This window comes from Stenotrophomonas sp. X (genome assembly GCF_055721025.1).
Map to the genome: position 1 here is coordinate 4,177,963 of NZ_CM146756.1, position 13,020 is coordinate 4,190,982.

General features: G+C 67.3%; 13 protein-coding genes. 1 reads left to right on the top strand and 12 read right to left on the bottom strand.

What is annotated here, in order from left to right; all coding sequences use genetic code 11:
* Positions 1–92 precede the first annotated feature (92 nt).
* The 9 genes from ACZ75I_RS19185 to ACZ75I_RS19225 all read right to left on the bottom strand — a co-directional run bounded on the left by ACZ75I_RS19185 (position 93) and on the right by ACZ75I_RS19225 (position 8,265).
* Positions 93–1,868 carry a DUF885 domain-containing protein gene (locus ACZ75I_RS19185; RefSeq protein ID WP_185807426.1) on the bottom strand — a complete coding sequence of 592 codons (1,776 nt, stop codon included), beginning with the start codon at positions 1,866–1,868 and terminating at the stop codon, positions 93–95.
* 260 nt (positions 1,869–2,128) lie between these two features.
* Complete coding sequence (locus ACZ75I_RS19190) at positions 2,129–2,476, bottom strand: lipid-A-disaccharide synthase N-terminal domain-containing protein (RefSeq protein WP_049415940.1); 348 nt, start codon at positions 2,474–2,476, stop codon at positions 2,129–2,131.
* Positions 2,476–3,198: a glycosyltransferase family 2 protein gene (locus ACZ75I_RS19195; protein ID WP_005420380.1), complete on the bottom strand. Its 723-nt coding sequence runs from the start codon at positions 3,196–3,198 to the stop codon at positions 2,476–2,478. The genes ACZ75I_RS19190 and ACZ75I_RS19195 overlap by 1 nt, the downstream gene beginning before the upstream one ends.
* 90 nt (positions 3,199–3,288) lie before the next feature.
* A complete protein-coding gene (locus tag ACZ75I_RS19200) occupies positions 3,289–4,254 on the bottom strand; it encodes an NAD-dependent epimerase/dehydratase family protein (RefSeq protein ID WP_061480450.1) in 966 nt (321 codons plus the stop codon).
* A 45-nt stretch (positions 4,255–4,299) separates the two neighbouring features.
* Entirely contained in the window at positions 4,300–5,034 is a 735-nt protein-coding gene (locus ACZ75I_RS19205; RefSeq protein WP_346476947.1) for a suppressor of fused domain protein, read from the bottom strand.
* Positions 5,035–5,154: 120 nt separating this feature from the next.
* Positions 5,155–6,078, bottom strand: a complete 924-nt coding sequence (locus ACZ75I_RS19210; RefSeq protein WP_180869786.1) for a ParB/RepB/Spo0J family partition protein — start codon at positions 6,076–6,078, stop codon at positions 5,155–5,157.
* Positions 6,078–6,875, bottom strand: coding sequence for a ParA family protein (locus ACZ75I_RS19215; RefSeq protein ID WP_005420387.1), 798 nt, complete (start codon positions 6,873–6,875; stop codon positions 6,078–6,080). Before ACZ75I_RS19215 ends, ACZ75I_RS19210 begins: the two co-directional genes overlap by 1 nt.
* A 112-nt stretch (positions 6,876–6,987) precedes the next feature.
* Complete coding sequence (gene rsmG, locus ACZ75I_RS19220; RefSeq protein ID WP_005420388.1) at positions 6,988–7,626, bottom strand: 16S rRNA (guanine(527)-N(7))-methyltransferase RsmG; 639 nt, start codon at positions 7,624–7,626, stop codon at positions 6,988–6,990.
* Positions 7,627–7,665: 39 nt separating this feature from the next.
* Positions 7,666–8,265, bottom strand: a complete 600-nt coding sequence (locus tag ACZ75I_RS19225) for a 4'-phosphopantetheinyl transferase family protein (protein WP_346476946.1) — start codon at positions 8,263–8,265, stop codon at positions 7,666–7,668.
* An 84-nt stretch (positions 8,266–8,349) separates the two neighbouring features.
* Between ACZ75I_RS19225 and ACZ75I_RS19230 the strand changes: the two genes are divergently transcribed.
* Complete coding sequence (locus tag ACZ75I_RS19230) at positions 8,350–8,601, top strand: GlsB/YeaQ/YmgE family stress response membrane protein (protein WP_005411656.1); 252 nt, start codon at positions 8,350–8,352, stop codon at positions 8,599–8,601.
* 72 nt (positions 8,602–8,673) lie between these two features.
* Here ACZ75I_RS19230 and xth read toward each other — a convergent pair whose 3' ends face one another.
* The 3 genes from xth to ACZ75I_RS19245 all read right to left on the bottom strand — a co-directional run bounded on the left by xth (position 8,674) and on the right by ACZ75I_RS19245 (position 12,942).
* The gene (gene xth / locus ACZ75I_RS19235; protein ID WP_346476945.1) at positions 8,674–9,441 is read right to left on the bottom strand and encodes an exodeoxyribonuclease III; all 768 of its coding nucleotides are present in this window, start codon (positions 9,439–9,441) and stop codon (positions 8,674–8,676) included.
* 169 nt (positions 9,442–9,610) lie between these two features.
* Positions 9,611–11,020, bottom strand: a complete 1,410-nt coding sequence (locus tag ACZ75I_RS19240; protein WP_346476944.1) for a coniferyl aldehyde dehydrogenase — start codon at positions 11,018–11,020, stop codon at positions 9,611–9,613.
* Between the two features lie 260 nt (positions 11,021–11,280).
* Positions 11,281–12,942 carry an MFS transporter gene (locus ACZ75I_RS19245; protein WP_346476943.1) on the bottom strand — a complete coding sequence of 554 codons (1,662 nt, stop codon included), beginning with the start codon at positions 12,940–12,942 and terminating at the stop codon, positions 11,281–11,283.
* Positions 12,943–13,020 lie beyond the last annotated feature (78 nt).

The following is a 13,020-nucleotide window of genomic DNA, read 5'->3' on the forward strand; positions in this document are numbered from 1 at the left end:
TCTGACCCGATCGCATCACGCTCGCCGGGCATGGCCCGGCGCTACCACCGCGCATTCTGGTAGCGCCGGGCCATGCCCGGCGACGCGTCGGGTCAGGCCTTCTTGCGCTCGGCGATGTAGGCCTGGATCTGCTGTTCCAGCACCGGCAGCGGCACCGAGCCCTGCTTCAGCAGGGTGTCGTGGAAACCCTTGATGTCGAACTTGTCGCCCAGCTCCTTCTCGGCCTGCGCACGCAGGCGCACGATGGCGATCTCGCCCAGCTTGTAGCTCAGCGCCTGGCCCGGCCAGGAAATGTAGCGGTCCACTTCGGTGGTCACTTCATGCTCGCTCAGCGCGGTGTGGTCACGCAGGTAGGCCAACGCCTGCTCGCGGGTCCAGCCCTTGCTGTGCACGCCGGTGTCGATCACCAGGCGCGCAGCACGCCACATCTCGTAGGTCAGACGGCCGAAATCCTCGTACGGGGTTTCATAGATGCCCATTTCCACGCCCAGCTTCTCGCAGTACAGCGCCCAGCCTTCGCCATAGGCGGAGATGTAGGCGTTGCGGCGGAACTCGGGCAGGTTCTTCTGCTCGGCGGCGATGGCGCCCTGCAACGCGTGGCCCGGATCGGACTCATGCAGGGTCAGTGCCGGCAGGTTGTACAGCGGGCGCGACGGCAGGTTGTAGGTGTTGAGCCAGTAGGTACCCATGCCACCGCGGCCGGCCGTCCAGAACGGTGCGATGTCCGGCGGCACCGGCACGATGGTGAAGCGTGCGCGCGGCAGCGTCATGTACTTGCCCAGCTGGCCATCGGCGCGCTTGGAGATCCACGCGGCGCGCGACAGCAGCTCTTCCGGCGTCTTCGCATAGAACTGCGGATCGGTACGCAGGAAGGTCAGGAACTCGGCGAAGCTGCCCTTGAACTTCACCTGCTTGATGATGTCGTTCATTTCCTTCTGGATGCGTGCGACTTCATCCAGGCCGATGCGGTGGATCTCGTCCGGCGACAGGTCCAGCGTGGTGTATTCGTGGATCTGCTGCCGGTAGTACGCCTTGCCATCGGGCATCGCTTCGGCGGCCAGGGTGGTACGCGCCTGCGGCACGTACTCGTTGACGAAGAAGGCGCGCAGCTGCTGGAACGCCGGCACCACCTTGCCGCTGATCGCTTCACGCGCCTGCGCCTGCAGCCTGGCCTGTTCGGCGGCCGGGATGCTGTTGGGCAGCTTCTTGAACGGCGCGTACAGCGGCGATTCGGTCGGGTCCTTCAGTTCGGCGACGGTGGCGATGGACACTTCGCGGCCATCCAGCACCGCGCGCGGCACGCTGAAGCCGCGCTTCAGGCCGGCGCGCATGTTCTCGGTCTGCTGGCCGAAGTAACGCGGCACATCGTTCAGCCGTGCGATGTAGTTCTGGTAGTCCTGCACGGTCTTCATCTCGCGCCGGGCCATGAAGGACAGGTTGGACCAGAACGAGGAATCGGCGTTGAACGGCATTTCGTAGCCGCGCAGGCGCGTCTCTTCGGCCAGGTTGAACACCTGGTCGTGGTAAATCGCGTAGTTGACCTGGTTGTCCGGCGACAGGGTCTTCGGGTCGATCTTCTTCAGCGCGGCCAGGGTCTCGTCCCACACCTTCAGGCGTGCCTGCTGCGCGGCCGGGCCGACGTCGGGCATGCGGGTGGCGTTGGCGGGCGCGTCTTCGTCCTCGCTGGCTTCACCACCGCCCTGCTGGCGCCACTTCCATTCCTTCTCGTACAGCGCGCGGAAGGCGGCATCTGCGGGCGATTCGGTGGCCACGCTGGCGGGCGCGGCGGCGGCGGTGGGCGCAGCGGCCAAGGCCACGGTGGGGGCGGACATGGCGAGCAGCAGGGCAACGGCAAGACGGGTTTTCACGAGCACAGGTTCCCGGGAAGGCAGACCCCGATCATGGCACCGCCCACGGCCCATGGCATGGGACGAAGGTCCTGCTTGCAGCGCAGGCAGGACCGGGAACCGGCCGCAAGTTGGGCCCCCAGCGCCGGAGGCGCGTGGTAGAGCCGACTGGGTAGAGCCGACTGTTAGTCGGCTGCTCTTCCGCCAGACGTAGCAAAGCCCGCGCTCCGCGCGAAAGTCGACTGACAGTCGACTCTACCCATGGCAGGCACCCCGCGCCCTCAGTGGCTGGCCCTGTCGCGCTTCCAGCCGCGGTGCTTGATATCCAGGTGCAGGCTGTACAGGGCGGTGAACGCCGGGAACAGGTTCTGCAGCACGCCCACCGAGTCCTGCTTGGCCGAGAACAGGAAGTAGCTCAGGGTCATCAGGCTGCCGATCACGCTCATGTACCAGAACAGGCGCGGGATGACCGGCTTGCCGGCACGCTTGGAGGCAATGAACTGGACCAGCCAGCGGCCGCCGAACATCAGTGCGCCGGTGTAGCCGATCAGCTTCCAGCCGGTCACATGCAGGCCGGTCCAGTACAGCCAGGTGAGGGGCTGATCCAGCCAGTGCAGCTCCAGATCCATCAGCGCTCCTCCACCGCGGTGCGCTTGCTTCGGGTGATCAGCCAGGCCACGCCACGCAGGTCGCGGATGCCGACCAGCGCGCGGCCGAGGTTGTTGTACTTGGACACGCCGGCGGTACGGTGGCGGTGGTTGACCGGCACGCTGGTGGTCTTCCAGCCGGCACGCTGCATCAGCGCCGGCAGGTAACGGTGCATGTGGTCAAAGTACGGCAGGTCGAGAAACGCGCTGCGTTCGAACAGCTTGATGCCGCAACCGGTGTCGGGCGTGTCATCGCGCAGCATGCGCGCACGGATGGCGTTGGCCCACTTGCTGGCCCAGCGCTTGCTGCCGCTGTCCTGGCGGTTGACGCGCCAGCCGGCGAACAGCTTCACCTGCGCCTCGGCGGCGTCGCGTGCGGCGAGCAGCTTGGGAATATCGGCCGGATCATTCTGGCCATCGCCATCCAGGGTGGCGATCCACGGCGCCCGCGCATGCTTGACGCCGGTCCGCACGGCGGTGCTCTGCCCGCTCTGGTTCACGTGGTGCAGCACCCGCAGTTCCGGCGTGGTCGCCTTCAGTCCCTGCAGCACCGCCAGGGTGTCATCGCGCGAGTGATCGTCGATGTAGACGATCTCGAACGGCAGCCGGCCACGCAGCGCAGCGGTGATTTCGGCGACCAGCGGGGCGACATTGTCGCGCTCGTTGAATACCGGGACGACAACGGAAAGCTCGGGTTGGCTCATAAGGCACTCGGCCAAAGGGGGGACAAAGACCGCGCATTCTCCGAAACCGAGGTTATCCGAAGATGAACCCGGCGGCGTGAGGATCCGTCCTCAGGCGCGATCGCCAAAATACTCGCGGCACCACTGCACCACAGGCGGCAGGCCTTGTTCGATCGGGGTCACCGCATCGAAGCCGAAAGCGTCATGTGCGCGCCGGGTATCGGCCATCGTGCGCACCATGTCGCCGGGCTGCATGGGCTTGTAGACCTTCTGCGCGGGGCGGCCGGCGGCCTGCTCGATCACGCTGATGAAGCGCTCCAGCTCGACCGGCGTATGGTTGCCGAGGTTGAACACCCGGTGCGGCACCGGACCGTCGGCCGGATGCGCGAGGGCGCCGAGGATACCGGAGACGATGTCGGAGACATGTGTGAAATCGCGCTGCATGCGGCCTTCGTTGAACACGTCGATCGGCCGCCCGGCCAGCACCGCGCGCGAGAACAGCAGCGGTGCCATGTCCGGCCGGCCCCACGGGCCGTACACGGTGAAGAAGCGCAGGCCGGTGGCATGCAGGCCGTACAGCTGCGCGTAGGTGTAGGCCATCAGCTCGTTGGCCGCCTTGGTCGCCGCATACAGCGAGCGCGGCTGGTCCACGCGCTGGTCTTCGGAGAACGGCGGCGTGGCCGAATCGCCGTAGACCGAACTGCTGGAGGCGTACACCAGGTGCTGCACGCCACGGTGGCGGCACAGCTCGAGCATGTTGACGAAGCCGACCAGGTTGCTGTCGACGTAGGCATGGGGGTTTTCCAGCGAATAGCGCACGCCGGCCTGCGCGGCCAGGTGGATCACCGCGGTCGGCTGCACCTCGTCGAACAGCGCGGCCAAGCCCTGCTGGTCGGTCAGGTCCAGCGTGCGCAGGTCCAGCGCCGGACACAGCGCGGCCACGCGGTCACGCTTGATCTGCGGGTCGTAGTAATCGTTGAAGTTGTCCAGGCCGACCACGGCCTGGCCGGCCTCCAGCAGCGCGCGGGCGGTGTAGGCACCGATGAAGCCGGCAGCGCCGGTGAGCAGGATGGTCATGGCAGGGGCCTGGAAACGAAGTTCAGGCCCCTGATGTTACCGATCTCAGAACAAACCGAAACGCTTCTTCGCCACGTTGGTGCGGCCGGGTTCGATTACATCCTGGATCTTCTTCGCGTCGAAGCGGTCGAGCAGGGCGTCGGCGCCCTTCTTCAGCTTCAGGTCCATCTCTTCGGGGTACAGCGGAACCAGGCTCATGAAGCTGATGGTATTGCCATCCTCCAGCTCCAGCGTGGCGAAGTCCTCCGGGGCGGTCACCGGCGGCAGCACGATGGCACCGTCGAAACCCACGCCCGGCGCATAGGGCTCGCTGGGATGGCCGTTGGGAATGGTGTGGCCGAAGCCCAGCCACGTGTCGTACTCGTGCGGCAACCGCGCCATGCCCTTCAGCAGGCGCACCGGCCAGTAGTTGCGCTCATCCTCGAAGGCGTCCTGGGAGATCGGCCAGTCGGCCGGCAGGGTCACCATCAGTTCCATGTAGCGCGGCACGTCCGCATCCACCTCGGCGGGCACGGTCATCGGCAGGTCGCTCATGCCGGAGGTGACCAGGCGCAGGTACGGGCAGTGGTCATTGGCCGGCACCACGTGCACGTCGATGTGCACCAGGTCGGAGATGATTTCATGGAAGACACCGGACACCGGTCCCAGGTGGTGTTCGATGTGGGCACTGATCGCCTCGATGTGCCGTTCTTCGCCGATGGCGAGCACAAAGTCCTTCTCACGGCGATGTACCAGTATCTGGGTGCCGTCCGGGCTGACGTCCTCGTAGTCGTTGCTCATGTCCTGCTCCCTGGATGAGGCCACGGCGGGAGGTCAGTGCATTCCCGGTGCGCGTGGCGGTGCGTTCCCTGTCATTCGCGGGGCGGCAGGAACAGGCCGCCCCCCGACGCGGCGCCGGGCTCAGCCCTGGCGCGTGCGCAGTTTTTCCAGCACGCCGTCCAGGGTGTCCAGATCGGTGTAGTGGATGATCAGCTTGCCCTTGCCGCCACGGCCGTGGCTGATCGCCACCTTGGCGCCGAGCGCTTCGGACAGCTCGGTTTCCAGCGAGGCGATGTCGGCCTGCTGCACCTTCGGCGTGGCCACCGGACGGCTACTCGGCACCTTGCCGGCGGCGAAAGCCTGCGCGCGCCGCTCGACCTCGCGCACCGACCAGCCTTCGTCGGCCGCTTCCTGGGCCAGCTTGCCGGCCAGTTCGGGGGCCAGGGTCAGCAGCGCACGGGCATGCCCCATTTCCAGGCGGCGGGTTTCCAGCAGCAGGCGGATCGCCACTGGTAGTTCCAGCAGGCGCAGCAGGTTGGACACCGCCGCGCGCGAGCGGCCGACGGCCTCGGCGGCCTCGGCATGGGTGAGGGTGAACTCGCTGATCAGGCGCTGCAGCGCTTCGGCTTCTTCCAGCGGGTTGAGGTCTTCGCGCTGGATGTTCTCGATCAGCGCCATCGCGATGACGGTGCGGTCTTCCAGCTCGCGCACCACCACCGGCACTTCGTCCAGCCCGGCCAGCTGCGATGCGCGCCAGCGGCGTTCACCGGCGACGATTTCGTAGTTGCCCGCCGGCAGCTGGCGCACCAGGATCGGCTGGATCACGCCCTGCGACTTGATCGAGTCGGCCAGCTCGGACAGCTTGCCCTCGTCCATCTCGCGGCGCGGCTGGTACTTGCCCGGCTGCAACTGGCCCACGGCCAGCTTGCGCAGCACTTCACCCGGCAGCGGCTCGATCACCGCGGTGGTGGCCTGCACCTGGCTGACCGCGCCTTTCGGGCCCAGCAGCGCATCCAGGCCACGGCCGAGGCCTCGCTTCTTGGCTGCCGGCTTGCTGCTGGTCATCAGACGGTCTCCACGGCCTTGGTGGCCTTGTTGCGTTCGTTGTTGCGGCGGATGATCTCGCCGGCCAGGCCCAGGTAGGCCACGCCACCGCGCGAGGCGCGGTCGTAGCCGACGATGCTCTGGCCATGGCTGGGTGCCTCGGCCAGGCGCACGTTGCGCGGCACGATGGTGCGGAACACGCGATCGCCGAAGTGCTCGGTGAGCTCGGCCGACACCGCGTTGGCCAGGTTGTTGCGCACGTCGAACATGGTGCGCAGCACGCCTTCGATCTCCAGCGCCGGATTGAGGTTGGCACGCAGCGCTTCGATGGTTTCCACCAGCGCGCTCAGGCCTTCCAGGGCGTAGTACTCGCACTGCATCGGCACGATCACCGAATCGGCGGCGGCCAGCGCGTTGAGCGTCAGCAGCGACAGCGCCGGCGGGCAGTCGATCAGGATGTAGTCGTACTCGTCGCGGATCGGTGCCAGCGCGCGCTTCAGCCGCTGCTCGCGCTCGCTCTGCGCCATCAGCTGGATCTCGGCGGCGGTCAGGTCGATGTTGCCGGGCAGCAGGTCGTAGCCTTCGGCGGTCTGCACGCGTACATCGGCGGCGCTGGACTCGCCCAGCAGCAGATCGTAGGTGGAGGCGGCCAGCTCACGCTTGTCCACGCCACTGCCCATGGTCGCGTTGCCCTGCGAATCCAGGTCGACCAGCAGCACGCGCTTGGGTGCGTTGGCCAGGGAAGCGGCCAGGTTGACGGCGGTCGTGGTCTTGCCGACGCCACCCTTCTGGTTGGCGATGGCGATGATGCGGGCCATGCGGGTGTGCCTCGTCGACGTGTGCTGGGACCGGTCATTATGCGTACAACCGGCCCCTTGCGGAAATCGTGGATCGCCAACCCGTTGTTGCACAAGGGGCTGGCGGCGGGAATCAAGGGCCTGTAACAGTGACCAGGTGGCGTTCGCCGGCCAGGCCGGGCACGCTCAGCGGGGTCACCTCGCGCACCTGCCAGCCCGCCGGCAGGTCCGCGATCTCCTCATGCGGGTAGACGCCCTTCATGGCCAGCAGCACGCCCCCCGGCCGCAGCAGGTGGCCACCGACGCGGACGATGCCGGCCAGCGTGTCCATCGCGCGGGCGGTCAACTGGTCGTAACGGCCGGCCTCGTCCAGCGCCTCGGCGCGCGATTCGGCCACGCGGGCATTGCCCAGGCCGAGCTGGCGCACGGCCTCGCGCATGAAGCGCGCCTTCTTGCCATTGCTCTCGACCAGGGTGACCTGCAGGCCCGGGCAGGCGATGGCCAGCGGGATGCCGGGCAGCCCGGGCCCGGTGCCGAGGTCGGCCAGGCTGCCATCGGCCACGAACGGCTGCATCGCCAGCGAGTCGAGCAGGTGGCGGGTGACCATCTCCTGCGGGTCGCGGATGGCGGTGAGGTTGTAGGTGCCGTTCCAGCGGTGCAGCAGGGCCAGGTAGCGCAGCAGCGGCGGCGCCAGCGCGGCATCCAGGCCCATGCTGGCCAGGCCCTGTTCCAGCGTGGCAGCCACGCTGGCGGGAAGTGGGTGTTCGCTCATGCCGGCATTATCGCCGGTTTTGCGCGCTGATTCCCCGCCTCAGTGCGGATACCAGGCCAACGCCGCCCGGAACTGACCGGTGGCCTGCCATTCGTGCAGGTGCCAGCGCGCGGCCTCGCCCAGTTCCGGGTCGCACCAGCGCAGGTGCAGGGCGCCATCGGTCCCCGGCGCCAGCTGCAGGCGGTGCAGGCCGAACGAGATACCCTGGCCGTGCGCCTTCAGCAACGCTTCCTTGGCGCACCACACGCGGAAGAACCAGTGTTCGCGGTCGGCCTGGTCCAGGCTTTCCAGCCACGCCACCTCCTCCGGGTGGAAGAAGCGCTGCACGATCTCCAGCAGGCGGGCGCGCGGCCGCAGCAGTTCCAGGTCCACGCCCAGCCGCACGCCTTCGCCCAGCGCCACCAGCAGCACCTCACCGCTGTGGCTCCAGCCAGTGCCGTAGTGGGCCAATGCGCCGCTAAGCTCCGGCCGGCCCTTGTCATCGCGGACCAGCGGCAGCGTCTCCGGATCGGCCCCGAGGGCCTGCGCCAGCACCTGGCGTGCCTGCGGTTCGCCGCGATGGCCGGGCACGTGCGGGCGCCGCCAGACCGTCACCGGACCAAAGCGCCACGGGCCATCGAGGGTGGCTGGCAGGCTCATCCGCACGCGCCCATCACGCAATTGCACGACGGGTTCACGGCCGTGCGCGTCAACTGGTCACAGTTCCCCACCGGAGGTTCGATCATGGGCATCATCATCTGGCTGATCGTCGGCGGCATCGTAGGCTGGCTGGCCAGCATCATCATGAAGCGCGATGCCCAGCAGGGCATCATCCTCAACATCGTGGTCGGCATCGTCGGCGCGCTGATTTCCGGTTGGCTGTTCGGCGGCGGCATCAACGAAGCGATCACCATTCGAACCTTCCTGTTCTCGCTGATCGGTGCGGTGATCCTGCTGGCGATCGTCAACCTGTTCACCCGCAAGAGCATACGCTGACGCGGCGGTAGCGCCGGCCGCTGGCCGGCGGGCCTTTCAAAACGGGCCCGGCAATTGCCGGGCCTCGTTCATTCAACCGATCTGTACCCACGCCGGCGCATGGTCGCTCGGACGTTCCCAGGTGCGCGGCTCGCGGTCGATGCCCGAAGCCACCGCACCGCTCTTCAGCGCATCGGAGACCAGGGTCAGGTCGATGCGCAGGCCCAGGTTGCGACGGAAGCCGGCGGCGCGGTAATCCCACCAGCTGAAGGTGCCCGCCTCGTCGTTGTGCAGGCGGAAGCCATCGTGCAGCCCCAGCTGCAGCAGCTTGTTGAGCGCGCCGCGCTCGGCGGTGGAGGTCAGGATGTGGTTGTCGTTCCACACCTCCGGGTCGTGCACGTCGCGTGCGTCCGGGGCAATGTTGAAGTCCCCCATCACGATCAGCTTCGGGTGCCGCTGCAGTTCCTGCGCGATCCACGCATGCACCGCGTCCAGCCAGCGCAGCTTGTAGTCGTACTTGTCGGTACCGATGTCCTGGCCGTTGACCACATACAGGTTGATCACCCGCAGGTCGCCGAAGGTACCGGCGATGACACGCTTCTGCTCGTCCTCGAAGCCGGGAATGCCGATCTGCACGTCCTGCGCCGGTTCACGCGACAGCAGCGCCACGCCGTTGTAGGTCTTCTGGCCGGCGAACACGCTGCGGTAGCCCGCCGCGATCAGCGCAGAGTCGGGGAACTTGTGGTCCTCCAGCTTGGTTTCCTGGATACCGACGATGTCCGGGCCGAACGCCTTGAGCCACTGCTCCAGGTGCGGCAGGCGGACATTGAGCGAATTGACGTTCCACGAGGCGATTTTCATGCGGGCATTCTACCCGGGTGGCCGGGATGGGGGCGGCCCGGATTCCCGTGTAGAGCCGAGCCCACGCTCGGCTGCATTGACCAGGCACCCAGCCAGGAGCAGCCGAGCGTGGGCTCGGCTCTACAGAAGAATCGGGCCCTGATTCAGTAGTGCCACGCCCTGCCTGGGTTCACCGCAGCAGCAGCTTCAACAACCCCGCAATCTTCGAATACGGCGGCCGCAGCCGGTCGCTGGCCGCCCAGCGCGACTGCCACAGCACCGGCAGCCGCTTGATCATCGCATCGAACCCGGCCCGGCCGTGGTACGCGCCCATGCCGCTGGCCCCTACCCCGCCAAACGGCAGGCCATCGGCGGCGAAGTGCAGCAGCGTGTCATTCACCGTCACCCCACCGGCCACCACCTGGCCGAGGATGCGCTCCACCGTCGCGCGGTCGTGGCTGAAGGGATACAGCGCCAGCGGCCGGTCGCGGGACAGCACGTCAGCCAGCGCCGTCTCCAGGTCCGGGTAGGCCCGCACCGGCAGGATCGGGCCGAAGATCTCCTCGCGCATCAGGTCGAGGTCGTCCGGCGGGTCCAGCACCACGGTCGGCACCAGCAGGCGCTCGCGGTCGGCGCGCGCGTCATCCACCTGCGCCAGCGGAATCACCGGCACCCCGCGTTCGCGCGCCTGTGCCAGGTAGCCCTGCAGGCGCTGGTACTGGCCCTCGTTGATGATGCGGGTGTAGTCGTCGGCATTGCTGAAGTCGCCATAGCGCTCGCGCACCTGCTGCTGCAGCCCCTGTACGAATTCGCGCTGGCGAACGGTATCGATCAGCACATAATCCGGCGCGATGCAGGTCTGGCCCGCGTTGAACCACTTGCCGGTGGCCAGCCGCGCGGCGGCTTTGTCCAGCGGGAAATCACGGCAGACGATGGCCGGCGACTTGCCGCCCAGCTCCAGCGTGACCGGCACCAGATGCTCAGCGGCGGCGGCCATCACCTTGCGGCCCACGGCCGTCGAGCCGGTGAACAGCAGATGGTCCAGCGGCAGCGAGGACACCGCCGCCGCCACGTCCGCCCCGCCCTGCACCACCGCCACCCGATCGGGCGGAAACACGCTGGCCAGCAGATCGGCCAGGAACGCGCTGGTGCGCGGCGTGTGTTCAGAGGGCTTCAGCAGCACGTGGTTGCCAGCGGCGATGGCGGTGGCCAAAGGCACCAGTGCCAGCGTGACCGGGTAGTTCCAGGGCGAAATCACCCCGACCACGCCCAGCGGCGTCGGCCGCAGCTGCGCACGCGCCGGCCACAGCTTCCAGCCGGCCGATGCGCGCTGCGGCTTCGACCAGCGCCGCAGGTGGCGGCGCAGGTGGTCGATGGCCGACAGCACGCTCATGCCGTCGGCCAGCTTCGATTCGGTGTGGGCGCGGTGGCCGAAGTCCTCGGCGATGGCCTGGGCCATTTCGTCCAGGCGTGGCTTCAACGCCTCGCGCAGGCGACGCAGGTCGGCTTCGCGCTGGTCCAGCGAAGGGCGCTGGGCCTGCCAGGTACTGCGCAGGGTGTGCAGGAGAGCGGGAAGGTCGGCTGGGGCGGCGGTCGTCATGGGCCGACTATACGGGGTGCTGCACGTGTGGATGGGGTCAGATCCCTTTCGCGCGCGAAAGGGATCTGACCCCGGGCGCGAGAGGGCCTGCGGCTTCGGATGCCTGTCAACCGCGATGGCGGCATTGAGTTCTGCCTTTTCGCGTCTGCGGAGTTTTGTGCCGCGCGTTGCGCGGTCGCCGAGCATGGCTCGGCGCTACAGGGCAACGAAAAGGCCGTGGTCTGCACCACGGCCTCTCCTTTATCCGATGAACATCATTCTTACTTGGTGATATCCACGTCCTTGGTCTCGCGCAGGAACAGGCCGCCGATCACCACCGACATCAGTGCGATCGCAATCGGGTACCACAGGCCGTAGTACAGGTTGCCGGTACCGGCCACCAGCGCGAACGAGATGGCCGGCAGGAAGCCACCGAACCAGCCGTTGCCGATGTGGTACGGCAGCGACATCGAGGTGTAGCGGATGCGGGTCGGGAACAGTTCGACCAGGTAGGCGGCGATCGGGCCGTAGACCATGGTCACGTACAGCACCAGCAGCCACAGCATGAAGATGGTGCCGGCGATGTTGATGCGCGCACCATCGGCCTTGGCCGGGTAGCCGGCAGAGGTCAGCGCGGTCTTCAGTTCCGCGCCGAACGCATCGGCCTTGGCCTTGCCTTCTTCCTTGGTCAGGCCGGCGGCCTCATACGAGGTGACGCTGGCACTGCCAACGTTCACCATCGCCAGCGAACCGGCGGCGGCGGGCTGCACGTCGTACGGCACACCGGCCTTGGTCAGCGCGGCGGTGGCCACGTCGCAGGAGCTGGTGAACTTGCGCAGGCCGACTGGATCGAACTGGAACGAGCAGGTGGCCGGATCGGCGACGACCAGGGCCGGCGAGCTGCTGCGCGCTTCTTCGATGGCCGGGTTGGCGAAGTGGGTCAGGCCCTTGAAGATCGGGATGTAGGTGATGGCCGCCAGCAGGCAGCCGGCCAGGATGATCTTCTTGCGGCCGATGCGGTCGGACAGCCAGCCGAAGAAGATGAAGAACGGCGTGCCCAGTGCCAGCGCAGCGGCGATCAGCAGGTAGGAGGTGGTGGCATCGACCTTCAGCATGCTGCTCAGGAAGAACAGCGCGTAGAACTGGCCGCCGTACCAGACCACGGCCTGGCCCGCCGCCGCACCGAGCAGGACCAGCAGCATCAGCTTCAGGTTGCCGCCCTTCAGGCTGTCGCGGAACGGGGTCTTGGAGCCCTTGCCTTCAGCCTTCATCTGCTGGAACAGCGGCGATTCGCTCAGCTGCAGGCGAATCCATACCGAAATGCCCAGCAGCAGGATCGAGACCAGGAACGGGATGCGCCAGCCCCAGGCTTCGAAGGCCTCGTTGCCCAGCGTCATGCGGCAGGCCAGGATGATCAGCAGCGACAGGAACAGGCCCAGCGTGGCGGTGCACTGGATGAAGCTGGTGTACAGGCCGCGCTTGTCGTCCGGCGCGTGCTCGGCCACGTAGGTGGCGGCACCGCCGTACTCGCCGCCCATCGCCAGGCCCTGGGCCAGGCGCAGGATGATCAGGATCACCGGTGCGGCAAACCCGATCGAGGCGTAGTTGGGCAGCACGCCGACCAGGAAGGTCGAGATGCCCATGATCAGGATGGTGACCAGGAAGGTGTACTTGCGGCCGATGCGGTCGCCGAGGCTGCCGAAGAAGGCCGCGCCGAACGGACGCACGAAGAAGCCGGCGGCGAACGCCAGCAGGGCGAAGATCATGCCCGTGGTTTCATTGACGCCACTGAAGAACTGCTTGGCGATGATGGCCGCGAGCGAGCCGTACAGGAAGAAGTCATACCACTCGAAGACCGTGCCGAGGCTCGATGCGAAGATGACCTTCTTGTGGCCCTTGGTCAGGGTGCCCGCTTTATGTGCGGTGCTGGGTGTACTGGACATGGGACGCTTCCCCTCCGAAGCAATCGTTGTTGGTGGGTGCCGACCGTTGGTCGGCACTCAATTCGGTAGATGCCGACC

Bases quoted from the DNA above. Each gene is read 5' to 3' on its own strand.
- ACZ75I_RS19245 (WP_346476943.1), bottom strand. From the start codon at position 12,942: ATGTCCAGTACACCCAGCACCGCACATAAAGCGGGCACCCTGACCAAG.
- xth (WP_346476945.1), bottom strand. From the start codon at position 9,441: ATGAAAATCGCCTCGTGGAACGTCAATTCGCTCAATGTCCGCCTGCCG.
- rsmG (WP_005420388.1), bottom strand. From the start codon at position 7,626: ATGAGCGAACACCCACTTCCCGCCAGCGTGGCTGCCACGCTGGAACAG.
- ACZ75I_RS19230 (WP_005411656.1), top strand. From the start codon at position 8,350: ATGGGCATCATCATCTGGCTGATCGTCGGCGGCATCGTAGGCTGGCTG.
- ACZ75I_RS19200 (WP_061480450.1), bottom strand. From the start codon at position 4,254: ATGACCATCCTGCTCACCGGCGCTGCCGGCTTCATCGGTGCCTACACC.
- ACZ75I_RS19225 (WP_346476946.1), bottom strand. From the start codon at position 8,265: ATGAGCCTGCCAGCCACCCTCGATGGCCCGTGGCGCTTTGGTCCGGTG.
- ACZ75I_RS19210 (WP_180869786.1), bottom strand. From the start codon at position 6,078: ATGACCAGCAGCAAGCCGGCAGCCAAGAAGCGAGGCCTCGGCCGTGGC.
- ACZ75I_RS19215 (WP_005420387.1), bottom strand. From the start codon at position 6,875: ATGGCCCGCATCATCGCCATCGCCAACCAGAAGGGTGGCGTCGGCAAG.
- ACZ75I_RS19195 (WP_005420380.1), bottom strand. From the start codon at position 3,198: ATGAGCCAACCCGAGCTTTCCGTTGTCGTCCCGGTATTCAACGAGCGC.
- ACZ75I_RS19190 (WP_049415940.1), bottom strand. From the start codon at position 2,476: ATGGATCTGGAGCTGCACTGGCTGGATCAGCCCCTCACCTGGCTGTAC.
- ACZ75I_RS19240 (WP_346476944.1), bottom strand. From the start codon at position 11,020: ATGACGACCGCCGCCCCAGCCGACCTTCCCGCTCTCCTGCACACCCTG.
- ACZ75I_RS19205 (WP_346476947.1), bottom strand. From the start codon at position 5,034: ATGAGCAACGACTACGAGGACGTCAGCCCGGACGGCACCCAGATACTG.